This window comes from Leucobacter sp. CX87 (assembly GCF_018682295.1).
Classification (GTDB): domain Bacteria; phylum Actinomycetota; class Actinomycetes; order Actinomycetales; family Microbacteriaceae; genus Cx-87.
In genome coordinates this window covers 300,154-321,980 of the sequence record NZ_JAFIRI010000004.1, presented here as the reverse complement: position 1 = coordinate 321,980, position 21,827 = coordinate 300,154, and the positions used below count along the sequence as shown (strand labels likewise).

The 21,827-nt window shown below is 66.2% G+C and carries 21 protein-coding genes; 7 read left to right on the top strand and 14 right to left on the bottom strand.

Annotated elements, in window-relative coordinates; genetic code table 11:
- Positions 1-32: 32 nt before the first annotated feature.
- Positions 33-1,040, top strand: a complete 1,008-nt coding sequence (locus KOE53_RS06980) for a diacylglycerol/lipid kinase family protein (RefSeq protein WP_188057899.1) — start codon at positions 33-35, stop codon at positions 1,038-1,040.
- A 124-nt stretch (positions 1,041-1,164) separates the two neighbouring features.
- Here KOE53_RS06980 and KOE53_RS06975 read toward each other — a convergent pair whose 3' ends face one another.
- The 14 genes from KOE53_RS06975 to pyrE all read right to left on the bottom strand — a co-directional run bounded on the left by KOE53_RS06975 (position 1,165) and on the right by pyrE (position 15,890).
- Complete coding sequence (locus KOE53_RS06975; RefSeq protein WP_188057898.1) at positions 1,165-2,163, bottom strand: hypothetical protein; 999 nt, start codon at positions 2,161-2,163, stop codon at positions 1,165-1,167.
- A complete protein-coding gene (locus KOE53_RS06970; RefSeq protein ID WP_188057897.1) occupies positions 2,160-2,504 on the bottom strand; it encodes a PadR family transcriptional regulator in 345 nt (114 codons plus the stop codon). Before KOE53_RS06970 ends, KOE53_RS06975 begins: the two co-directional genes overlap by 4 nt.
- A gap of 259 nt (positions 2,505-2,763) precedes the next feature.
- Positions 2,764-3,723 carry a prephenate dehydratase gene (pheA, locus tag KOE53_RS06965; protein ID WP_188057896.1) on the bottom strand — a complete coding sequence of 320 codons (960 nt, stop codon included), beginning with the start codon at positions 3,721-3,723 and terminating at the stop codon, positions 2,764-2,766.
- Positions 3,724-3,752: 29 nt separating this feature from the next.
- A complete protein-coding gene (gene pgm / locus KOE53_RS06960; RefSeq protein ID WP_188057895.1) occupies positions 3,753-5,402 on the bottom strand; it encodes a phosphoglucomutase (alpha-D-glucose-1,6-bisphosphate-dependent) in 1,650 nt (549 codons plus the stop codon).
- Between the two features lie 57 nt (positions 5,403-5,459).
- Positions 5,460-6,254 (bottom strand): sulfite exporter TauE/SafE family protein, encoded by a 795-nt coding sequence (locus KOE53_RS06955; RefSeq protein ID WP_188045229.1) that lies wholly within the window; start codon positions 6,252-6,254, stop codon positions 5,460-5,462.
- Positions 6,255-6,310: 56 nt separating this feature from the next.
- On the bottom strand, positions 6,311-7,855 hold the full coding sequence (locus KOE53_RS06950) for a gamma-glutamyltransferase family protein (RefSeq protein ID WP_188057894.1): 1,545 nt from the start codon (positions 7,853-7,855) through the stop codon (positions 6,311-6,313).
- Positions 7,852-8,583, bottom strand: a complete 732-nt coding sequence (locus KOE53_RS06945) for a FadR/GntR family transcriptional regulator (RefSeq protein WP_188057893.1) — start codon at positions 8,581-8,583, stop codon at positions 7,852-7,854. The genes KOE53_RS06950 and KOE53_RS06945 overlap by 4 nt, the downstream gene beginning before the upstream one ends.
- 72 nt (positions 8,584-8,655) lie before the next feature.
- Positions 8,656-9,522 carry an ABC transporter ATP-binding protein gene (locus tag KOE53_RS06940; RefSeq protein ID WP_188057892.1) on the bottom strand — a complete coding sequence of 289 codons (867 nt, stop codon included), beginning with the start codon at positions 9,520-9,522 and terminating at the stop codon, positions 8,656-8,658.
- A complete protein-coding gene (locus tag KOE53_RS06935) occupies positions 9,519-10,361 on the bottom strand; it encodes an ABC transporter ATP-binding protein (protein WP_188057891.1) in 843 nt (280 codons plus the stop codon). Before KOE53_RS06935 ends, KOE53_RS06940 begins: the two co-directional genes overlap by 4 nt.
- A complete protein-coding gene (locus tag KOE53_RS06930; protein ID WP_188057890.1) occupies positions 10,358-11,230 on the bottom strand; it encodes an ABC transporter permease in 873 nt (290 codons plus the stop codon). Before KOE53_RS06930 ends, KOE53_RS06935 begins: the two co-directional genes overlap by 4 nt.
- Positions 11,227-12,174: an ABC transporter permease gene (locus KOE53_RS06925; protein ID WP_188057889.1), complete on the bottom strand. Its 948-nt coding sequence runs from the start codon at positions 12,172-12,174 to the stop codon at positions 11,227-11,229. Before KOE53_RS06925 ends, KOE53_RS06930 begins: the two co-directional genes overlap by 4 nt.
- Positions 12,175-12,244: 70 nt before the next feature.
- Positions 12,245-13,894, bottom strand: coding sequence for an ABC transporter substrate-binding protein (locus KOE53_RS06920; protein ID WP_188057888.1), 1,650 nt, complete (start codon positions 13,892-13,894; stop codon positions 12,245-12,247).
- A complete protein-coding gene (locus KOE53_RS06915; RefSeq protein ID WP_188057887.1) occupies positions 13,894-15,114 on the bottom strand; it encodes a M24 family metallopeptidase in 1,221 nt (406 codons plus the stop codon). Before KOE53_RS06915 ends, KOE53_RS06920 begins: the two co-directional genes overlap by 1 nt.
- Positions 15,115-15,335: 221 nt before the next feature.
- Positions 15,336-15,890 carry an orotate phosphoribosyltransferase gene (gene pyrE / locus KOE53_RS06910; protein ID WP_188045224.1) on the bottom strand — a complete coding sequence of 185 codons (555 nt, stop codon included), beginning with the start codon at positions 15,888-15,890 and terminating at the stop codon, positions 15,336-15,338.
- A gap of 54 nt (positions 15,891-15,944) precedes the next feature.
- Between pyrE and KOE53_RS06905 the strand changes: the two genes are divergently transcribed.
- From KOE53_RS06905 to KOE53_RS06880, 6 genes are all read left to right on the top strand, one after another.
- Positions 15,945-16,541 (top strand): DinB family protein, encoded by a 597-nt coding sequence (locus KOE53_RS06905; RefSeq protein ID WP_188057886.1) that lies wholly within the window; start codon positions 15,945-15,947, stop codon positions 16,539-16,541.
- A gap of 105 nt (positions 16,542-16,646) precedes the next feature.
- On the top strand, positions 16,647-17,528 hold the full coding sequence (locus KOE53_RS06900; protein WP_188057885.1) for an exodeoxyribonuclease III: 882 nt from the start codon (positions 16,647-16,649) through the stop codon (positions 17,526-17,528).
- A gap of 118 nt (positions 17,529-17,646) precedes the next feature.
- Positions 17,647-18,681 carry a proline racemase family protein gene (locus KOE53_RS06895; protein WP_188057884.1) on the top strand — a complete coding sequence of 345 codons (1,035 nt, stop codon included), beginning with the start codon at positions 17,647-17,649 and terminating at the stop codon, positions 18,679-18,681.
- Between the two features lie 135 nt (positions 18,682-18,816).
- A complete protein-coding gene (locus KOE53_RS06890) occupies positions 18,817-19,722 on the top strand; it encodes a dihydrodipicolinate synthase family protein (RefSeq protein ID WP_188045220.1) in 906 nt (301 codons plus the stop codon).
- 109 nt (positions 19,723-19,831) lie between these two features.
- The gene (locus KOE53_RS06885; protein WP_188057951.1) at positions 19,832-20,839 is read left to right on the top strand and encodes a proline racemase family protein; all 1,008 of its coding nucleotides are present in this window, start codon (positions 19,832-19,834) and stop codon (positions 20,837-20,839) included.
- The gene (locus KOE53_RS06880) at positions 20,836-21,813 is read left to right on the top strand and encodes an ornithine cyclodeaminase family protein (RefSeq protein WP_188057883.1); all 978 of its coding nucleotides are present in this window, start codon (positions 20,836-20,838) and stop codon (positions 21,811-21,813) included. Before KOE53_RS06885 ends, KOE53_RS06880 begins: the two co-directional genes overlap by 4 nt.
- The last annotated feature ends 14 nt before the right edge of the window (positions 21,814-21,827 follow it).

Here is a 21,827-nt window from a genome sequence, read left to right as displayed (position 1 = left end):
CTATTCGAGCGCGCGGGCGCTACCCTGGCCCCATGCCAGAACCACGCTTCAACACCCTCCCCCGAGCGGTCGTTGTGTACCACCCGCTGAAGACGAACCTGGCCCAGCTGCGCGTCGCGGTGGACCACCAGGAGGCGGCTGCGGGATGGGCCCCGACCGAGTGGGTCGAGACCGCGGCGGAGGACGCCGGGCTCTCGGCGGCACGCACAGCGGCGAAAAGCGGGGCAAGCGTCGTGCTCGCCGCGGGCGGCGATGGGACGGTGCGCGCGGTCGCGGAGGGCCTACGCGACAGCGAGACGGCGCTCGCCGTGATCCCTCAGGGCACGGGGAACCTGCTGGCACGGAACATCGGAGCCCCGCTCAATGACCTCGAAGAGGCGGTGCGCGCCGCGTTCCATGGGGTGAATCGACCGCTCGACCTCGGCGTCGCCACGATCGTACGTCCCGATGGGACGGAGGACGAACACGTCTTCCTCGTGCTGGCGGGCATGGGGCTCGACGCGCGCGCCATCTCGCTCACGCGAAGCAATCTCAAGCGACGTGTCGGCTGGCTCGCGTATGTCGATGCTGGCCTGCGCACCATGATCAAAGACGCCGCGCTGAAGGTGCGCTACTCCGTCAACGGCTCGCCCGAGAAACCCCTGACGGTGTACACCGTGATGATCGGCAACTGCGGCCTGCTGCCAGGGGGCGTCCTACTGATCCCCGATGCGAAGATCGACGACGGCGTGCTCGATGTCGTTGCCCTGCGCCCGCTCGGCCCCTTCTCATGGCTCCATATTTGGAGCAAGCTCAGCTGGGAGAACGGGGTGCTGCGGAAATCAAAGACGGGCCGCAAGATCATCAACCTCGTGAGCGACACCCGGCACGTCACCTACTTGCAGGCGCGCACCTTTTCGCTGACGGTCGCGAAGCCCGAACCCGTGCAGCTCGACGGCGATGACTTCGGCGAGGCCCTCGCGGTGCGCGGCAACGTCGACCCCGGGGCGCTCCGCCTGCGGGTGCTCCCGGGCTGGGCCGACAAGGTTCAGCTGGGCTGAGCTTCCGCGGCGGGCGGGCAGGATCCTGCCGGGTCGAGATCTCCCGCGACGGGGGCATATCCCTCCGGCTGCGGGACTCCGGTAGCGGCCGGGGCGCGGTGAAACGCTCCCCCGGCCTCGCGGGTCACTCCGCCTCCGGCGTCGCCTCGGGCTGCCCCTCAGCGCCGGCGCCGGCCGTTGCGCCCTTCGCTGCGACTTCGGCTTCGGGCTGATCTAACGGGCAGTCATGACTGAGCGCCGAAGCCTTCGCGAACGGCGGCTTGGTGGGCCCGAATCGGCCCTGTTCCGCGAGCGGGAAAACGTTCCACGCGTCCGGCCGAGACGCGAGAGCGTTTGGCACCATCGGGAAGTCCTGCTGCGCGACCTCGTCCCAAGTAGACATATTTTCGTCAGCGTTGAGCGGCTGGCCCTCCGCGTCGAAAAGCTGCACCCCGTCGATTGGATTGCCCGCGCAGTCATATGCGAACACGTTCTCGACGGGAACTCCGTCAGCCACGAGCCCCGGCGGCACCCACGGCTCGCTGGCTTCTGCTTGGCCACCGATGGCGAACCAGCTCCCGAGCATCATGAACGAGGCCGGGACGAGTGCAATCACCGCTCCCACCGAGGACGCTCGTCGCAGGAAGACAATGAAGCCGTTCGGCTGCCAGCGGCCTCGACCCCACTGCACGCTGATCACCACTGCGGCGGCGGTCAGCAGCAGCGTCAGGAGGCCCAGCCCACGGAACAGGACCGTGAACACGAGCCCGACCATGAGGCCGCGGGCGACCCACCAGACCGGGGTCAGCGTCACCATGAAGTCGGCGACGCCCCGACGCCGGGGAGTCGCGACCCACCAGCGCTGAGCTGCGGACCACGCGTCGCGCAGGCTGGCTCGCTTCTTCTCATTACCCTTCGGGGGCAGCCCGGCGGCGGCGCGCAGCTCGGCGGCGTACTCGGCCGGGTCGCCGAGATCCGCTCCCTCGCAGAGGCGATCGACGAGGTCGGCGCCGAGCCCGTCAGTCAGCTCGTCGATCTCCTCGGCCGGCAGGTCGGCGCACTGGCGCCGGATTTCCTCGATGAAGGCGAGGGCGGCGACCGCGTGGCTGCCCTGAGGGAGTGGGGTGGTGGGCGTAATAGTCATGCGGGGTCTCCCGTCGTGAGCGAGGCGGTCCCGAGGAGGGAGCCCAGGGTGTCTGAGAATCGCGACCAGTCGGTGCGCTGCTGCTCGAGCAGTTCCTCGCCGGCCGGCGTCATACTGTAGTACTTGCGGTGCGGCCCGCCGTCCGAGGGGACGACGTAAGTGGACAGGGCCCCCGCGGCGTAGAGCCGGCGCAGTGTGCCGTACACCGAGGCGTCGCCGACCTGGTCGAGCCCGGCATCGCGCAGGCGGCGCAAGATGTCGTAGCCGTAGCCGTCCTCGTGTTGCACGACCGCGAGCACTGCGGCGTCGAGCACCCCCTTGAGGAGTTGCGTGGTGTCCATCCGGTTCCCTTCGCGCGGCGTCGTCGCGGCTTGTTGCTGCGCTTTACGGTTCACACACTACTACGCAGTGCGCAATAGTGCGCAATGGGGAAGTGTGCGTGCCGCGGGCGTGGGCTGCTTTGCGTGCGTGAGCCGAGCGGCTCCGCGCCGCAGAATGCACCCCTTCGGCAGGGTGTTTCGGCTCAACACCCTGCCGAAGGGGTGCATCTTCGGGACGGCGGGGACTGCTGGGCGCGGCAAACCGAACCCCGCCCGGACGCTAGTTCAGGCCGTCGGCCGTGCCCTCGATCACGCCACGCAGCCAGTCGCGGGCGTCGCGGAACGTGTCGTCGTCCTGCTGCGAGCGAATCGTCGCCGGCAGCTTGTCGGCGCGGGGGTAGGAGCCCAGGAACACGACGAGCGGGCTGAACCGCTTCACGCCGAGCAGCGCGTCGGCCACACGTTCGTCGAGCACATGCCCCTCGGCGTCGATGACGAAGCGGTAGCGGCCCATCCGGTCGCCGATCGGGCGCGACGCAAGCAGCGTCAGGTTGACGCCGCGGGTCGCGAACTGTTCGAGGAGCTCGAGCAGCGCACCGGCGCGGTCCTCAGGCAACTCGACGATGAGGCTCGTCTTGTCGGCCCCCGTGGGAGTGCCGATCGGGGCCGTGCGCGAGACGAGGACAAAGCGCGTCATGGCGTTCGGGTTGTCGCCGATGCCGGTCGCGAGCACGTCGACGTCGTAGTGATCGACGATGCCGGGGGGCGCGACGGCGGCGTTGACTCCGGAATCCTCGAAGAGGTCGGCCGCGGCCTGCACGTTCGACGACGCCGGGATGTGCCGGTGGCCCGGGGTGTTCGCGTCGAGCCAGTTGCGGGTCTGCCCGTAGGCGACCGGGTGCGCGGCGACGACGCTGGCCTCCTCGAGAGTTGTGCCGGGTCGGGCGACGAGCAGGAAGCGCACGGGCACGAGGTACTCGCCGATGATACGCAGGCCCGGGATCGTCGCGAGCGCGTCCTGCGCGACCGTCACCCCTCCGTCGACCGAGTTCTCGATCGCGATCATCGCGGCATCGCTCGCCCCCGAGACGACGTCGGCGAGCGCCTCTCCGACGTTCGCGACCGGGTGCCAGTCCTGGCCGACGGCCTCGGGCACCTGCGCGAGGGCGGCCTCCGTAAACGTGCCGGCCGGGCCCAGGTAGCTGTAGCGGCGGCGGGCGGGGTTCACGTGATCGGACATGAGTTCAGCGTATCGGGCAGTTGCCCGCTCTAGCTCGCGAGCGCGCGCGACACGATCTCGCGCGCCGCCTCCTGCACCTGGGCGAGGTGCTGCGGGCCGCGGAACGACTCGGCGTAAATCTTGTACACGTCCTCGGTGCCCGAGGGGCGCGCGGCGAACCAGGCGTGTTCGGTCTGCACCTTGAGCCCGCCGATCGGGTCGCCGCTCGGCGCTTCCGTCATGATCGCCGTGATGGGGTCACCCGCGAGCTCGGTGTCGGCGATGTCCGCCGCCGAGAGCCCCGCAAGGCGCTTCTTCTGGGCGGGGGTCGCCGCCGCGTCGACGCGCGCATACGCGGGTTCGCCGAGCTTCGCGGCCAGTTCGCGGTAGCGCTCGGACGGCGACTGACCGGTGACCGCGCGGATCTCCGCGGCCAGCAGCGCCAGCAGGATCCCGTCCTTGTCGGTGCTCCACGCGGATCCGTCGAAGCAGAGGAAGGAGGCGCCGGCGCTCTCCTCCCCGCCGAACATGACCGAGCCGTCGGCGAGGCCGGGGACAAACCACTTGAAGCCCACGGGCACTTCGAGCAGGCGACGCCCGTGCATCGCGACCACTCGATCGATCATCGCCGACGACACCAGGGTCTTCCCGATCGCCGACTCCACGGGCCAATCGGGGCGGTGCTGCAGCAGGTAGTCGATCGCGACCGCGAGGAAGTGATTCGGGTTCATCAGCCCGCCGTCGGGCGTGACGATGCCGTGCCGGTCGGCGTCGGCGTCGTTCGCGGTGACGACATCGAAGCGCTGTTGGTGCTCGAGCACTGACGCCATCGCGTTGGGCGACGAGGGATCCATGCGGATCTTGCCGTCCCAGTCGAGCGTCATGAACGACCAACGCGGGTCGACACCCGGGCCGAGCACCGTGAGGTTCAGCTCGTGCCGGTCGCGGATCGCGGCCCAGTACGCGACGCTCGCCCCACCCAGCGGGTGCGCGCCGATGCGCACGCCGGCCGACCGGATCGCGTCGAGGTTGATGACGTCGCCCAGCGCGTCGACGTAGTCGCCGAGGAAGTCGGCGCGGCCGACCGGAGTGCCGATCACACCGTGCGTGCCCGAGCGGGGCACCGCCTCGACGCCTGCCTCGAGCAGTTCATTCGCGCGCGCGGCGATCCAGTTCGTCGCGTCGGAGTCGGCGGGGCCGCCGTGCGGGGGGTTGTACTTGAAGCCGCCGTCGCGCGGCGGGTTATGGCTCGGGGTCACCACGATTCCGTCGGCGCGCCCCGGGTCGTCGGTCGCGCGCGCCCGGTTGTGTGCCAGGATCGCCCGGCTCACCGCGGGGGTGGGCACGTAAATCTCGTCGCCCGAACCGGAGCGCGCGAGCACGTGCACGCCCGCGGCGGAGAGCACCTCGCGGGCAGTGTGCTCGGCCGGGGCCGAGAGCGGGTGCGTGTCGGCGCCGAGAAAGAGGGGGCCGGAGATGCCCTGGCCTGCCCGGTACTCGGCGATCGCGACGCAGATCGCGACGATGTGCGCCTCATTGAACGAGGCAGAGAGCGAGCTGCCTCGGTGCCCCGAGGTGCCAAACACGACCCGCTGGGCAGCGATCGCCGGGTCGGGGGTGACGTCCGTATAGGCCGCGAGAAGCGCCTCAAGATCGATGAGGTCTTCGGGCAGGGCAGGGGTTCCGGCGCGCTCGTGCATGGACCCAGTGTCCCAGATCAGCGCTCGAATGCGCCGGTGCCCACCCCGCCGATGCCGCTACTTTCCCTGCTGTTCCTGTCGCTTCGCCTGGATCAGCTTCCACAGCAGCTGCGCGAAGATGAAGACCAGGAAGACCGAGAACGCGATGTTCGAGACCTGCGGCTCGATGCTTCCCGCGATGATCGCGCCGACCGGCGAAAACGCGCTCGCGGCGACACCGACGATGGCGGCCGCCCGCAGGTCGACGTTCTTCCGCCGGAAGTTGGCGAACGTGCCCGAGATCGAACCGGGGATCATCATGAACAGCGAGGTGCCCTTCGCAATGAGATCGCTCGCGCCGAAGAAGAACATGAGCACCGGCACCACGATGACGCCACCGCCCACCCCCAGCAGGCCCGAAAGCACACCCGTGAGGAAGCCGGTCACGATCAGGCCGGGCACCGAGATGACGGTCAGGTCCATCACGTCGCCGCGCTGCGGCACGACGAACCAGAGGCTCACGATGACGACGAGCAGGAAGCCCAGGAAGAGCCACTGGAGCATGCGTACCGGCAGCTTCGACAGCAGGTGGCTGCCGACCTGCGCTCCCACGATGATGCCGACGGCAAGCAGCGCCCCGGCGATCCAGTCAACCTGCCCCTGAATTCCATAGGTGATCGCGCCGACGACCGCTGCCGGCAGGATCGCGGCCACCGAGGTGCCCGCCGCGAGTCGCTGGGGCATGTAGAGCAGGAGGGCGAGCGCGGGCACGATGATGACGCCGCCGCCGATCCCAAAGAGTCCGGAGAGCGTGCCGGCGGCGATACCGAGCAGCAGGAGGGGGAAGAAGCCGGGGCGAGAAGTCTGGTTCATGCGGGGTACATCTCAATTCAGTGCGAAGCGAATAGGAGGCTCGGTGCGGGGCGCACTCAGCCCGTCTCGCCCGGCACGACCTGCGCAGACCCGTTTGAACGCGGGTCACTCGCGGCCGAGTACCCGTTCGCGTCGATGCGGATGAGGTTTGAGTGCCCCAAGTCTTCACTGTACGTCGGCACGACGTCGAGCGTGAACCCGGAGGCGGCGATGAGCTCTTGTACCTCGGCGGGCACGTCCGATTCCACGGTCACCACGACGGTGCCGTCCGCCTTCGGCTCCTCAACCACCCAGCGCGGTGCGTCGGTCGCCTCGGCCGGGGTGGCGCCGGCGAGCGAGCGCAGCAACAGCTGGGTATGGATCTGCGGCTGCGCGGACCCGCCCATCGTCGACGGAACCCAGGCCAGCTCGTCGCCGCGCATCACGAGCACGGGCATGAGCGTGTGGCGCGGGCGCTTGCCCGGCGCGAACGCGTTCGGCGAGGCAGGGTCGAGCGAGAACGAGGTGCCCCGGTTTTGGAACAGGATCCCGGTGCTCGGCTCGACGATGCCGGCGCCGAAGCCGTAGTAGACCGAGTTAATGAGCGAGATGGCCCAGCCGTCCGCACTCACCGCGCTCAGGCCGACGGTGTCGCCCGAGGGCTTCGGCCGTCCGGGAAGCGGGTGGGGTGGGGCGGTCATGGCGATGAGTTCCTCGCCGGTCTTGCCGCCGAACTCCGGGTCTGCGAGCTCAGCCGCGCGGACCGCGTTGCTCTCCGCGAAGACGCGCGCGAGCGCGCCGGCGCCGGCGCCGAGGGGGTCGTCGATGCCCGCCTCGATTGCGCGCAGCGCACGCAACAGCATGAACCCCGAGGTATTCGGCGGCCCCGTGAACACCCGGTGCTCCCCGAATGCGCCTGCGAGTGGCTCGCCCCAATAGGCGGAGTAGTCGTCGGCGTCGGCCAGCGTAATCTCCGAGCCGAGGGCAGCGAGGCCCGCGATCCACTTCTGGGCGAGCTCGCCCGTGTAGAACTCGGCGGATCCCCCCTCAGCGAGGCTTCGCAGCGAGTCCGCGAGCGCGGGTTGCGCGAGCGGAGCACCCTCGGCCAGCGGCTCGCCGCCCGGGTAGAAGATGTCGCTTGCGCCGGGATCCTGCGAGAAGAAGTCGCGGTTCTCGATGAGCGCGTCGGCCACGGAACTCGCGGTCGGCACGCCGTCGGCCGCGTACCGGATCGCGGCGTCGAAGTGCTGCGCCCAGTCGCGGGTGGCGCCGTATTGGTGCAGCGAGTTCCACCCGCAAACGCCGCCGGGCACGGTCACCGTGTCGATCCCGCGCAGCGGAAGCTGCTCGCCGTGCCGCTCGCGCAGCGCCTCGAGTGTCTGGTTCGCGGGCGCGGTGCCGGTCGCGTTGAGGAAGCGGACGACGCCGTCGGGGCTCCTCACGAGCGCGACGAGGTCGCCGCCGAGCGCCACGTTGTTCGGGTAGACGACGCACAGCGCTGCGGCGGCGGCGAGCGCGGCGTCGATCGCGTTGCCCCCAGCCTCGAGCGCGGCAGCTCCGGCCTCGGTCGCGAGGTGGTGCGACGTCGAGATCGCGCCGCGGGGGTGGGTCAGGGTGCTCATGCGGTGGCTCCGTTCTTCGCGGCGGCGGCGCGCGCGGCTTCGTTGATCTGCTGGCTGATCGAGATGACGTGCGTGCGGGCTTCGGTCTCGGCCAGGTCGCCGTCACCGGCGGCGATCGCCTCGTAAATGCGACGGTGAGCCGCGCTGGACGCCGCCCGCCGGGCCTTCGTCTGGTACCGGTTCGCGCGGCTCGGGGCGATCTCGTTCGCGATCTGTTCGGTCAGGAGCGCCAGCAGCGGGTTGTGGGTGTACTGCGCGATGGCCTGGTGGAACGCCCGGTCGAGTTCGGAGTAGCGCTCCTTCGAGATGTCCTGCTCCATCGCGCGGACAAGCTCCTCGAGCTGGGTGAGATCGCGCACGCTGGCCCGGGCCGCGGTGATGCGCGCGATCGGGGGCTCGATAATGGCGCGCAGCTCCATGATGTCGCCGAGCTCGCCCTCCTCGATCTGATACTTGCCGAACCCTGCGGGCACCGACGCGTGCTCCTCCGGGCTCAGCACGATCGTGCCGCGGCCCGGCTTACGGTCGATGAGGCCTCGCGTCTCGAGCTCGTGCAGCGCCTGCCGCACCGAGACGCGGGAAACCCCGAGGTGCTCGGCCAAGTCGCGCTCGGCTGGCAGTCGCTCGCCCGCGGCGAGTGAGCCGTCCAGGATGAGGCGCTCAAGGTCGATCGACAGCCGGTCGGGCACGGAAAGCGTCGTCGCTTGACCCAAACTACTCCAGTCCATTTCGATCTCGCTTTCCTAGTTCTTACGCCCAAGGGCGTGTTTTCGTTTCATGTAAGACGCCCGATCCAAGCGTCAGGTGTATTTCTGTGACGGCAGTTGTGACCCGCCCTCGGGAATCACCCGACCCGCGATACTCTCGAGCACTCCATCTTGCCTCCAACTCATCGAGGGAACGCTGTCGCGGAGCACCTGTGTATATGCATGCTTGGGCTCAACGAGCACTTGAGAGGTCGCACCTTGCTCGACTACTCGACCGTCTTGCATCACCAACACATCCTTAGTCAGGTGGGCGACAACGGCGAGGTCGTGAGAGATCAGAACGTACGATGTCCCGGTTTCTTGCTGAACATCAAGCAGCAAATTCAGTATCTGCGCCTGGATTGAGATATCGAGCGCGGCAACTGCTTCATCAAGCAGAATCAGCTGCGGCTCGACCGCTAGCGCCCGCGCAATTGCCACGCGCTGGCGCTGTCCGCCCGACAGGTCTCGAGGGCTTCGCGCCTGTTGCGCTGCGCTGAGCCCCACAAGGTCACACAGCTCGGCGGTTCGCCTTTCCCGCTCAGGTCTATTTCCAAAACCGTGAATTGCCAGCACCTCTTGAAGACAGGAGTCCACCGTCTGACGCGGATCAAGTGAGCCGAAGGGATCTTGGTACACCATCTGCGTGAGCTTGGCCCGGCGTTTCCGGACCGCTCGAGTTCGTGCTGTCTGGAGCATGTCCTCGCCACATACCTCAACGGTGCCAGAGGTGGGCCGTTCGAGCCCCATGATCATTCGTGCCGTCGTCGACTTCCCCGAGCCTGACTCCCCAACAATCCCAAGGTTTCGCCCCCGAGTCATCCGGAAAGTAACGTCGTCAACCGCGACGTGCTCTCGACCGCCTCGCTTAAACACCTTGCGAAGCCCCTCAGCCACAACGATTGGTTCCGCATCAATCATGCGCCCATCACCTCCGCGTCGATTTCTGCCCGCATCTCGTCAGTAATGGTTGCGAGCCTCGCGCCATCGCTACTCAAAGTCGGACGCGCCTTCAACAGTGCCTGCGTGTACGGATGGTGAGATTTCATGAGCGCTGTTGCGGGGGCCTCGTCGACGATGCGACCGCGGTACATGACATAAACCCGATCGCACAGTGCCGCTGCCAACTCAAGATCGTGCGTGATAAACATCATTCCTAATTCACGGGTGCGTACTTGCTCGCGAAGGATCCAGGCGACTTCCGCCTGCCGAGTGACGTCAAGTGCCGTCGTGGGCTCGTCCGCAAGAATGAGTCGGGGTTCAGTGATCAGCGCCGCAGCTATCACTGCGCGCTGCAGCATTCCGCCAGAGAACTGATACGGATAGCCGCCGAGCTGATACTCGGGGTCTTGTATTCCGACCTCCCTGCAGAGTTCATATGCACGTTCATAGGCGTCAGCTTTGCTGACTCTCCGATTCACCCGCAACGCCTCAACGATGAAATCGCCCACGGAATGCACCGGATTCACGCTCGCTCGGGGATCCTGGTAGATGAGCCCCAGCTGCTGGTCGCGAAACTTCCGATAGGCATTTCGGGAGAGTGTCAGAAGCTCTTCACCCTCGTACCTGACGGACCCTTGGGCCGTGATACCTCCAGGCAACAGCCCCGAGATCGCTTTCAGGGTCATCGATTTCCCTGATCCAGATTCGCCGATCACGCCGACGATCTCCCCATGGTCGATTCGCAGCGAGGCCTTCGAAACAATCTCAGTTCCATCAGACGCCGTAAGCGTCAACCCAGATACCTGCACGAGGCTCATACTTTTGTCTCCCTTACGCTGCCCACGCGGTCCGCATATCGGTCACCAATCATCGAAACCGCAGCAACTGAGGCCAAGATCACGAGGCCGGCCGCAACCGTCTCTTCCCATCGCCCCTGGATGACGCCCTGTTGGCCTTCCGAGACCATCAATCCCCAGTCAGCGGTTGGCGGCTGAACGCCCATTCCCAGGAACGACATTGCTGCGAGGTCAACCATTGCGTACCCGTACGAGACCGTCACCTGTGCCATCGCGGTGGGGAGCACCGCAGGCAGAATGTGCCGCACTGCGATTGCCCAACGAGACTGGCCGACGTTGAATAGTGCATCCACGTACGGCAGCGACATCTCGCCAACCGCCACGTTTCTCACCATTCGGCCTATGAAGGGAACATAGGCAATTGCGAGGGCCACTACCACCGGCGTCGCCCCGGCCCCGAACATCGTGACCGCAAGAATTGCCAGGAGCATCCCGGGAAAGGCAAACCCGATGTCGAGGACTCGGCTCAGCACCCGATCCACGACCCCTCCAGCCACTGCCGAGGCAATTCCGATCACGGTACCCAACAATCCCGCCACAATCACGATCACCGCGGGCGCGACAAGACTTACTCGTCCCCCGTGGAGAATTCTGCTGAAAATGTCGCGGCCTGAACTGTCTGTGCCGAGAATGGCCCCCGGTTCGATTGGCCGGTACGTACGCATGAAATCAGAGGCCGTGGGGTCGTACGGTGCAATGAGTGGGGCAAACACGGCCCCCAGAACGAGAAGGACAAGCACACCCACCGAAAGCAGGAGGGGAACGTCGCGCTTACGCTTGAATGTGCCTCGGGAAGCAGTCTCGCGGAAACGAAGAATTGCAGTGCTCATCGGGCGACCACCTTCGCGCGCACGCGTGGATCAACCAGCACCTGCACGATATCGACTATCAGGGCAACGACCACGACGAAGGCGATCAGAATCAACGTGATGCTTTGCACAATTGCGAAGTCCTTCCGCAGCACTCCTTCGGTCAGCAGTAGTCCAATCCCGTCAAGCGCGAATGCCTTTTCAATCACGATCGTGCCGACCACCATGCTTGTGAGCGTCACAGCGACCACCGTCGCAATCGGTGTCAACGCGTTGTGAACGATGTGGTGCTGCACAATACGCCTCCGTGGAAGCCCGCGCCCGATCGCAGTCTGGACATGCTCTTTCTGCGCTTCTTCTCGGAGCGAGGCACGCGTGACTCGGGCAACGTACGATCCAGCCGAAATAGTGAGTGCGATAACCGGGAGCGCCAGATGGTGAAGCCTGTCCGCAACGCCATCACCGGCCCCAAACGTTGGGAACCAGCCAAGACCAACCGCGAAGACCGTAATCAGAAGGGTCGCCGCGACGAACGAAGGGACGGCAACTCCAATTGAGGTGAACCCTAAGAGGAGATCACTGATGCGACGCCCCGACATTGCGGCCACGATTCCCAGCCCAACCCCGACCACGATAATCAGGAGCAACGCCAGGCCAAGAAGTGTCGAAGTGGTGCCGAGTCGTGGCTCAATTAGGTTCCAGACATCGTCACGGTATGTCAGCGACCGCCCCAACTCTCCGCTGAACACATCACCCAGCCAGCCAAGCCAACGAGTGAAGAATGGCTCGTCCAACCGGTACTGCTCCCGCAGACTGGCGATTGTCTGATCGCTCACCGTCCGATTCCCGATCAAGATGGCAATCGGATCTCCCGGCGCGAGAAACAGGGCCGCGAAGACGACGAGTGACGATGCAATGAGCGTCACGAGCCCCTCGACCAAGCGCAATAGAACAAATCGAATCATGTTGATGAGGTGTGGGGAAGCGACACAGCGCCTTCCCCACACCACCCTCCTTGGTAGCTACCGGGAATTGTTACTCGGGTGAACCAATGTTCGCGGCCCAGGGGAAGTACAGGCTTGCCCGAGAAGCAGTTGCACCGGTAATCCGATCGTTCTGATACACGCGGTTCTCGAGTGTGACCACGTTAATGAGCGGCAAATCCTCGACCATGCGGGCCTGGCCCTTGACCAGAATCTCTGCACGAGCGTCAGGGTCCAGTGTGGTCAGCGCATCCGCAACACTCTGCGTCAGCACCTGGTCGTCATAGTTTCCGTAGTTGTAAGCGCTCAGCGGCGTGAACTCACTCATTGAGACCACAGGGTCAGCAACTCCCGCGCCGTACTCCCAGACGATGAATGCGTCGTACGCCTCGCGCGCTTTTGCATCGAAATAGAGTTCAGTAAAACTCGTGATTGGGATGACCTCGACGGCGACCTCAATGCCAATCTGTCCTGCGCCAGCCGTAAGAATCTCGGCGATCTTCTTCTCCGCCTCGCTGTCGCTGGGAATCGCGATCTTGACTGATGAACCCTCAAGCCCAGCCTCCTGCACGATCTTCTGTGCCTGCTCGACGTCGAATTCTGGAGCGGGAAGCTCGTCAGCGGCAGCCTGCCACACGTCCTTCGCGTACCCCCACGCACCGGGTTGGATCGGGGTGAGTGACGCCTGTGCGGTGCCACGGAAGACTGCCTGCGCGACCGCATCTCGATCGAGAATGAGGCTCAGCGCCTGCCGCATCTCGAGCTGGTGCATCAACCCTTCCTTTTCGGTCGGCCGTATCGCCACCCAGTCGGTGCCCAAGCCGAGAGCAAACGTTCCGGTGTCTGAGGTTGCGAGCTTTTCGGTGGCAGAGAGCGGTGGCATGTAGGTTCCGTCCAAGTCACCCGAGAGCAGGCTGTTTGCCACGGTTGATTCGTCCGTCACGAATGTGAGCTCCAGCTGCTTTGCCAGCGGCACTAGCCCCTGGTCCCAGTAGCTCGGGTTCGCGTCGAGCACGATCTTGGATCCCGACTGCCAAGATTTCAGCGAGAACGGGCCGGTGCACATGATTCCGCCACTCGCAGTGCCGTAGGCCTCACCGGCGTTTTCCACGAAAGACTTGCTGCCGACAATTCCGGCGGCGGTCGCGAGCATGCGCTCAAACAGCGAGTCCGGCTGGGTAAAGCGGACAGTTACTTCGTGCTCACCGGTAACTTCGATAGCACCCACGTTGTCGTAGAACGGGTCACCCCAGTACGATCCCGAGTCCGGGTCCATATGGCGGTTCAGGCTGAATGCAACGTCCTCAGCGGTGAGAGGGCTTCCATCCCAGAACTGGACTCCCTTACGAATCTCAAAGACCGTGGTCAGGTCGTCCACATGGGTGACCGTTTCCGCCAGGGCAGGAGACAGAGTCATGTCCTCGTTCTGCCGCATGAGGCCTTCACACATGTTGGCGAGGGTCGTGTTCTCAGAGTCTGCGTATGCGTAGATCCAGTCCAATGAGGAGGGCTCCCCCCAGGTCAGGTTCCATCGGACGACGTCGACAGCGCCTACCCCCGCCGGGGTACTTGCGAGACCACGCTCAAGATCTAGCTCAACGGGCTGATTCTGGACCGGCGCCGCCGAACATCCAGCAATGAGCAACATCGGGATCATCAGTGAGCTGGCGAGAACTTTCTTCGTGCTACTGGAAATGCGCATTATGCCTCCCTCGTACCGTTCTTCGGCGTCCAGAAGTCCTGAACCGCCACCAAATCCTCCGGACCGTTCTCAGTGATCAGGACGTTTCGCTCGAATGTCGCCGCAGTGCCGTCAATGAACACGAACTGTTCGATCGAAATCACCATCCCCGGCTCAAGTACCTCCGGGCTTTCATCTCGAACCCATGGGCTTTCAAAGCCGAGGCCCAGGCCGTGCCCGCGCGCCGGGAACTCGGCGTCCTCCGGGTCGAAGCCTCCATCACGCAACAGTTTGCTTCCGACTCGAGCTGCCTCCCCCAAGACGGCGCCCGGACGCATTTCGGCAACGACCGCGTTTACCGCACCTTGAGCGAGGCCATACGCGCGCTGCTGTGCCGGGGTTGGTTCAGCCCCAACAACAATGCTTCGCGCAAGATCAAAGTAGTAACCCGCATACGTACCACTGAGGTCGACGGTAAAGAGGTCACCGGCCGAGAACGGACGGCTGCTGTGCGTCGGGAGCCGGTTGTCCTCATCGTCGCCTTCGAGCTGGGCGGTGTAGACAAAAGCGTTCGCAAGCACTGCTTCATTCCGGGCCACCACCTCAGCCATCTTCGCCACCACCGCGGACTCGTTCACGCCGGGGGCAATCAGGGCGAACCCTGCTTCGAGCGCCTCCTCGGCGATCTTTGCGGCATGTCGCATGAGCGCTATCTCGGCAGCAGACTTATGCATGCGTAGCGGCTCAACGAGTGTATTGTTCCAAGTCACCTCTCGGCTGGTGAATCGGGCATCACTCAGCAGTGCATGGGCGTGTTGACCGGACATTGCGTCACCTGCAACGACCACAATGCGCTCAAGTTCGGGACGACCGTCGAGCTGCTCGAGCAGATCGCCAACCATGCTCCGGCTACCCACACCATGACGCACACTGACGGAGGTCGTTCCCGTTGATGCTTCTGCAGCGGCAGGGTCATCAGTGAATAGCACCAGCTCCTGGTGGGTCACCAGCAATGCGCAGAGACCCCGATCACTCCAGACACCGGCAACGTCACGAATCGTCGGAAACACCGGGTAGAAACCCGTCAAGTACCGCACGTCTGCCGCACGGTCCTCGGTGCCGCCGCCGCGCCCCCACACGAGCGCTGCATCCACGTTCTCCTCAGCAAGAAGTTCTCGAAACTTCTGGATTCGCTGCTCATACTCCTGAGGAGCGATGAGGTGTCGGTGTGTCTTTGGCATAGCTGTTCGCACTCCTTGCACGTCGTTGTGGGATACAGAACCGGGTCTCGGCATGAATCAAATGCACTTCCCGTTGGTCAGACCATCGGTCAAACAGTTCAAATGTATGCGCTGCCAGCAAATCAGTCAACCCCATTGACTCTCCCGCTCTGCGCCTATCCAAATAAAGCGGGGCGGCCACCGAAAAGGTGACCGCCCCGCTTTATGCGTATTGGTGAGGACTACTGCGGCGCGAGCCCGAGGTCGTCGAGGCCGATCGCGTAGCGGTACTCGTAGCCCGCGGCCTCGATGCGCGCCTTCGCGGGCGCCTGGCGGTCGACGACCACCGCGACGCCGGCGACGATCGCTCCGACTTTCTCAAGCGCCTCGATCGCTGCGAGCGGCGAACCGCCCGTCGTCGAGGTGTCCTCCACGACGATGACGCGCTTGCCCTCGAGGTCGGGGCCCTCAACCTGTCGTCCACGGCCGTGGTCCTTCGGCTCCTTGCGCACGACGAACGCGTCGTATGGGGTGCCGCGCAGGACGCCCTGGTGCAGGATCGCCGAAGCGATCGGGTCGGCGCCCATGGTGAGCCCGCCCACGGCCACGACGCCGTCGACGTCGGCGATCAGGTCGAGCATGACCTGGCCGATCAGCGGGGCCGCGCGGTGGTCCAGGCTGAGCTTGCGCAAGTCGATGTAATAGGTCGCCTTCTTGCCGCTCGTAAGCGTGAAGTCGCCGTGGAAAACGGCTTCGGTCGTGATGAGGTCAATGAGCTGGGCACGCGCGTCGGTCATGTCCTCATTCTAGATGCCTGGCTTTGCGGGCACCCTGGCCCCTACGCTGGCCGCATGCCCGACGAAAAAGAGACCCTCCGCATGACTTTGGAACGCCAGCGCGAGGCGCTGCTGTGGAAGCTCGACGGCTTGAGCGAGCGTGACCTGCGTTGGCCGCTCACCCAGACCGGGACAAACCTGCTCGGGATCGTGAAGCACGTCGCCTCCGTCGAGCTCGGCTACCTCGGCGAGGTGTTCGACCGACCCTCTGGCATTCCGACCCCCTGGCTTGACGACGAGAGCCCCGTCAACGCTGACATGTGGGCCACTGCCGAGCAGTCAAGCGCCGAGATTATTCAGCTGTACCGGGACGCGGGCGCCCACAGCGAGGCGACAATCGCCGCGCTCGAGCTCGACGCGATCGGATACGTGCCGTGGTGGTCGCCCGAGACGCAGCAGGTGACCCTGCACCAGATCCTGGTGCACATGATCGCCGAGACGGCACGGCACGTGGGTCACGCCGACATCATCCGTGAGCTCACGGACGGCGCGGTCGGGCTGCGCGAGACCAGCACCAATCTGCCGAGCATCGGCGCGGTCGGTCTCGCGACGTACCGCAAGCATCTCGCAGAGGTTGCCGAGCAGGCCACAGGCCCGGGCACGCTCGGGTAGCCCCCATCGAGCCGTCACATTTGGCTGCTCGCCGTGACCTCGAAGAGCCAAATGTGACGGTTCGCGAGGGTGAGGTGGGCCACGAACCCGGATACGCTGAGAAGCATGCGCATCGCCACCTGGAACGTCAACTCCGTCCGCGCCCGAGTGGGGCGCATCGTCGATTGGATGGTGCGCGAGGACATCGACGTCCTCGCGATGCAGGAAATCAAGTGCCGGCCGGATCAGTTCCCCGCCGCCGAGTTCGAGCGCGCCGGGTACCAGCTCGAGATTCACGGCCTGAACCAGTGGAACGGCGTCGCTTTCGCGAGCCGCCACGAGATGACGGACGTGACCCGCGGGTTCGATGGCATGCCCGGGTTCGGCAAGCCCATCAAGGGCCAGGAGGACGTACAGGGCACCGGCCCGAACGATCTTCCCCTCGAGGCCCGCGCCCTCGGCGTGACCGTCGGCGACCTGCGCCTCTGGAGCCTCTACGTTCCGAACGGCCGCGGACTCGAAGACCCGCACTTCGCATACAAGCTCGAGTGGCTGCGCGTGCTGCGCGAAAACACCGAACGGTGGCTCGCCGACCACCCCGACCTTCCCCTCGCGCTGATGGGTGATTTCAACGTCGCCCCCTTCGACCACGACATGGGCGACCCGAGCTTCGAGGTGGGCCGCACGACCCACGTGTCCCCCGTCGAGCGCGCGGCCATCGCCGCATTCAGCCCACTCGTGGAGGACGTCGTGCGCCCGCTCGTCCCCGAGGGATTCACTTTCTGGGACTACACGCAGCTGCGCTTCCCCCGCAACGAGGGCATGCGCATCGACTTCATCCTGGGCTCACCCGCCTTCGCGAGCGCGGTCACGGGCGCCTCACACCACCGCGAGGAGCGCAAGGGCGACGCCCCGTCCGACCACATCCCGGTGGTCGTCGATATCGACCCGACCCTGCTGGGCGAGACGTTTGACGACGAGGACGACCGCCCGATGATCTTCGGCTAGCGCCCGCGTGTGCGGGGCGGCCCACCAACGGCCGGCTCGCACGGGCGACCCTCTCGATTCTGTGCAATGTCACACGGTATACTGGCGTCACGTATCCGTTCAAAGGAGAGCCCGAGATATGCCCACCCCGCTCGCAGCACGCTGGATCAACACCACCGACTACCACACGGCCGGCGAGCCGTTCCGCATTGTGCACGAGGGAGTGCCCCAGCTTCCCGGGACAACCGTCGGCGAGCGCCGCGTCGCAGCGATTGCCGACGCAGGCGGCGCCGACTCCTTACGCCAACTCCTCTGCAACGAACCCCGCGGTCACGCCGATATGTACGGCGGATTCATTGTGCCGCCCGACGACGATGGCGCCCATCTGGGCGTGTTGTTCTGGCACAAGGACGGCTTCTCGACCGCCTGCGGCCACGGCACGATCGCGCTGGGTGTTTGGGCGACCGACACGGGCCTCGTCCAGTCGAACCCCGACGGCATCACCGAGGTGCGCATCGACGTGCCCTCGGGGCGCGTCGCCGCGCTCGTCGAGCGCTCGGGCGGCAAGCTCGTGGGGGCGACCTTCCGGAACGTGCCCTCGCATGTCATCGCACACAAGGTCGCCGTCAAGACATCCCGCGGGCGCGTGCTCGCCTCGCTCAGCTTTAGCGGCGCCATCTACGCGCAAGTCCAGGCATCCGACCTCGGCCTCACGGTGTCCCCCGAGCACTACACCGAGCTCATCGCGCTCGGGCGCGAGATCAAGTGGGCCCTCAACGACTCAGCCGAGGCCCAGCACGCCGACGACCCCAGGCTCTCGGGCGTCTACGGCACGATCCTGTGGGACGACCTCGGCGCGGGACCGGACGGACCAGCGCAGCGCAACGTCACGGTGTTCGCCGACGGTGAGGTCGACCGCTCGCCCTGCGGGTCGGGTACCGGCGCTCGCGTAACCACTCTCGCCGACCTCGGCGCCCTGCCTCTCGGTGCGACGCTCGAGCACCGGTCGATCGTCGACACGGTGTTCCACGCGAGCTGGGTCGCCGGAACCCCCCGCCCCGACGGCACCGCGACCGTGATCCCGTCCGTCACCGGCACCGCCTACATCACGGGCGAGCAGCGCTTCATCCTCGACCCCGCCGACGCGCTTGGCACGGGTTTCACGCTGCGCTAGCCACCTCCCGGGCGCAGGAAGCAGACCACGCTTCCCACGCCCCCGCATCGCATGGTACGCTGTGCAATGTCACACGCCACACACTGAAGTGCGGGGAGTTTCCGCCCGCTCGTCTCATCTATCGGAAGGATTCTCGTGACCGAGAAGAAGCCCTGGCACGGAGTCATCGTTGCCACCGCCCTGCAGTTCAAGGACGACATGTCCGTCGACTACGACGCCTTCGGCGAGCACGTCGCCTGGCTGGCCGCGAACGGCTGCGACGGCGTCGCCCCCAACGGCTCACTGGGCGAGTACCAGAACCTCAGCGACGTCGAGCGCGCGCAGGTCATCAAGACCGCCGTCGACGCGTCCCCTGAGGGATTCACCGTCATGGCGGGCGTCGGCGCGTACGGCGCCCTGCAGTCGGCTCACTGGGCAACCCAGGCGGCCGAGGCCGGCGCGAGCTGCGTCATGCTGTTGCCGCCGAACACGTTCCGCGCGAACCACGAGCAGGTCAAGGAGCACTACGCCACCGTCGCGAAGGCCGGCCTGCCGATCATCGGCTACAACAACCCCATCGACACCAAGGTCGACCTGGTTCCCGAGCTGATCGCCGACATCTTCCACGCCGGCAACGTCGTGGGCGTGAAGGAGTTCTCGGGCGATCCCCGTCGCATCTACGAGATCAAGGAGCTCGCTCCCGAGATCGACATCCTGATCGGCACCGACGACACGGTGCTCGAGGTCGGCCTCGCCGGCGCGGTCGGCTGGGTGTCCGGCTACCCCAACGCGATCCCGCAGACCTGCATCGAGCTGTTCAACCTGTGCACCTCGGGCAATGTCCAGGATCTCGTCCGCGGCCAGGAAATGTACCGCGACCTGCACTCGCTGCTGCGCTGGGATTCGAAGACCGAGTTCGTCCAGGCGATCAAGCTGTCGATGGACGTCGTTGGCCTCAAGGGCGGCAAGAGCCGTCCGCCGCGTGGCCCGCTCTCCCCCGAGATCACCGCGCGCATCATCGCCGACACCGAGGCCGCAGTCGCCAAGGGTTACGGTAAGTAACACGTTTCACGCTTCACCCGGCCGGGGCGTGCCGCGCCATCTTGGCGCGCCCCGGCCATCCACCCACGCTTCTCGGGCGCATGATGCCCGTCCTGGACAGGAGGCCATGATGCGCACATCCCGCGTCTTCCACGCCGTCGATTCCCACACAGAGGGCATGCCCACCCGCGTCATCACCGGCGGCGTCGGCGTCTTTCCCGGGGCCACCATGGCCGAGCGACGGACCTGGTTCATGGAGAACTCGGACCACATTCGTACCCTCCTCATGACCGAGCCTCGCGGCCACGCCTCGATGAGCGGCGCGATCCTGCAGCCCCCGACGCGTCCCGACGCCGACTGGGGAGTGCTCTACATCGAGGTCTCCGGCTGCCTGCCCATGTGTGGGCACGGCACCATCGGCGTCGCCACCGTGCTGGTCGAGACCGGGATGGTCGAGGTGACCGAGCCGATCACCACTATCCGCCTCGACACCCCGGCCGGCCTCGTCGTGGCAGAGGTCGCCGTCGCGGACGGCAAGGCCGAGCACGTCACCATCACGAACGTTCCCTCCTTCTCGGTGCGCCGCGGCGCGCAGGTCGACGTGCCGGGCCTCGGTAGCGTCACCTACGACCTCGCCTTCGGCGGAAACTTCTACGCGATCGTCACGCTCGACTCACTGGGCATCGAGTTCCGGCAGGATCGCAGCAACAAGCAGCAGCTGCTCGACGCGGGCCTCGCGATCTCGGAGGCGATCAACGCCGCCGACGAACCGGTGCACCCCGAGCGCCACGACATTCGCGGCTGCCACCACGTGTACCTCGAGGCGCCCGGGTCGAACGCGACGCTCTCGCGGCACGCTATGGCGATCCAGCCCGGCTGGTTCGATCGCTCCCCCTGCGGCACCGGGACGAGCGCCCGGATGGCGCAGCTGCACGCCCGCGGCGAGCTGCCCCTGCACCAGGACTTCACGAACGAGTCGTACATCGGCTCTCGCTTCGTCGGCCGCCTGATCGGTGAGACGGAGGTGGCCGGGATCCCCGCGGTCACCCCGACCATCACGGGCCGCGCCTGGATCACGGGCACCGCCCAGTACATGCTCGACCCGAGCGATCCGTTCCCGACGGGATTCTCGCTGTGAGCCTCGCATTCCTCGACGCGGACGCGGTGCGCCGCGCCCTCCCGTTCGGCGTGGCAATGGATGCGCTCGACGCGGCGCTTCGCACCCACGTCGATCCCGAGCTGGACGGGCCACGACTGTTCAGCGACGCCCCCGGCGGCGAGTTCCTGGTCATGCCCGCCCAGGGGGCCGAGTTCAGCGGCCTCAAGGCGCTGACCGTCGCACCCGGCAACCCCGCGCGCGGGCTCGAGAAGATCCAGGGCCTCTACCTGCTCTTCTCGTCTGACGCGCTCGCCCCGGTCGCCGTCCTCGAGGGCGCCTGCCTGACCGCCATTCGCACGCCGGCCGTCACCATCTCCGCAGTCCGGGCGCTCGCGGCGATCGCTCCTGCCGGCGGCGAGCTTCCGGCCGCCCCGCGCATCCTCGTGTTTGGCGCGGGCGTCCAGGCGCTCAGCCACATCCGGGCTGCCAACGTCGCCTTCCCGGATGCCACGTTCGAGCTCATCGGCCGCCGACCTGAGCGCGTGACGGCGCTCATCCAGGAGTTTCAGGGCGACCCCGAAAGCGCGTCTCTCGAGGTCGCTGACCGCACCGGCGACGTGGACGCCGCAGTCGCCGACGCGGACATCATCATCTGCGCGACGAGCGCGAGCGCGCCGCTCTTCGACGGCCGGCTCGTGCAGGATCACGCCATCGTCGCCGCTACCGGCACCCACGGCCTCGATATGCGCGAGGTCGACGACCACCTCGTCACCCGCAGCGACCTCGTGGTCGAGGGGCGCGGCTCGGCCGAGCGCGAGAACGGCAACCTGGCGACCACCTGGAGCGAGGCCGACTGGCGCGAGCGACCCCCGGCGAACCTCCGCGACCTCGCGCTTGGGCGCATGGCCCGTTCCGCCGGTCGGCCCGCCCTCTACACCGGCGTCGGCATGTCGTGGGAAGATCTTGTCTGCGCTACCGCCGCATACGCGACGTACCTTCACTCCTCGAAGTAGCGCGGCAAGGAGCC

Bases quoted from the DNA above. Each gene is read 5' to 3' on its own strand.
- KOE53_RS06980 (WP_188057899.1), top strand. From the start codon at position 33: ATGCCAGAACCACGCTTCAACACCCTCCCCCGAGCGGTCGTTGTGTAC.
- KOE53_RS06975 (WP_188057898.1), bottom strand. From the start codon at position 2,163: ATGACTATTACGCCCACCACCCCACTCCCTCAGGGCAGCCACGCGGTC.
- KOE53_RS06970 (WP_188057897.1), bottom strand. From the start codon at position 2,504: ATGGACACCACGCAACTCCTCAAGGGGGTGCTCGACGCCGCAGTGCTC.
- pheA (WP_188057896.1), bottom strand. From the start codon at position 3,723: ATGTCCGATCACGTGAACCCCGCCCGCCGCCGCTACAGCTACCTGGGC.
- pgm (WP_188057895.1), bottom strand. From the start codon at position 5,402: ATGCACGAGCGCGCCGGAACCCCTGCCCTGCCCGAAGACCTCATCGAT.
- KOE53_RS06955 (WP_188045229.1), bottom strand. From the start codon at position 6,254: ATGAACCAGACTTCTCGCCCCGGCTTCTTCCCCCTCCTGCTGCTCGGT.
- KOE53_RS06950 (WP_188057894.1), bottom strand. From the start codon at position 7,855: ATGAGCACCCTGACCCACCCCCGCGGCGCGATCTCGACGTCGCACCAC.
- KOE53_RS06945 (WP_188057893.1), bottom strand. From the start codon at position 8,583: ATGGACTGGAGTAGTTTGGGTCAAGCGACGACGCTTTCCGTGCCCGAC.
- KOE53_RS06940 (WP_188057892.1), bottom strand. From the start codon at position 9,522: ATGATTGATGCGGAACCAATCGTTGTGGCTGAGGGGCTTCGCAAGGTG.
- KOE53_RS06935 (WP_188057891.1), bottom strand. From the start codon at position 10,361: ATGAGCCTCGTGCAGGTATCTGGGTTGACGCTTACGGCGTCTGATGGA.
- KOE53_RS06930 (WP_188057890.1), bottom strand. From the start codon at position 11,230: ATGAGCACTGCAATTCTTCGTTTCCGCGAGACTGCTTCCCGAGGCACA.
- KOE53_RS06925 (WP_188057889.1), bottom strand. From the start codon at position 12,174: ATGATTCGATTTGTTCTATTGCGCTTGGTCGAGGGGCTCGTGACGCTC.
- KOE53_RS06920 (WP_188057888.1), bottom strand. From the start codon at position 13,894: ATGCGCATTTCCAGTAGCACGAAGAAAGTTCTCGCCAGCTCACTGATG.
- KOE53_RS06915 (WP_188057887.1), bottom strand. From the start codon at position 15,114: ATGCCAAAGACACACCGACACCTCATCGCTCCTCAGGAGTATGAGCAG.
- pyrE (WP_188045224.1), bottom strand. From the start codon at position 15,890: ATGACCGACGCGCGTGCCCAGCTCATTGACCTCATCACGACCGAAGCC.
- KOE53_RS06905 (WP_188057886.1), top strand. From the start codon at position 15,945: ATGCCCGACGAAAAAGAGACCCTCCGCATGACTTTGGAACGCCAGCGC.
- KOE53_RS06900 (WP_188057885.1), top strand. From the start codon at position 16,647: ATGCGCATCGCCACCTGGAACGTCAACTCCGTCCGCGCCCGAGTGGGG.
- KOE53_RS06895 (WP_188057884.1), top strand. From the start codon at position 17,647: ATGCCCACCCCGCTCGCAGCACGCTGGATCAACACCACCGACTACCAC.
- KOE53_RS06885 (WP_188057951.1), top strand. From the start codon at position 19,832: ATGCGCACATCCCGCGTCTTCCACGCCGTCGATTCCCACACAGAGGGC.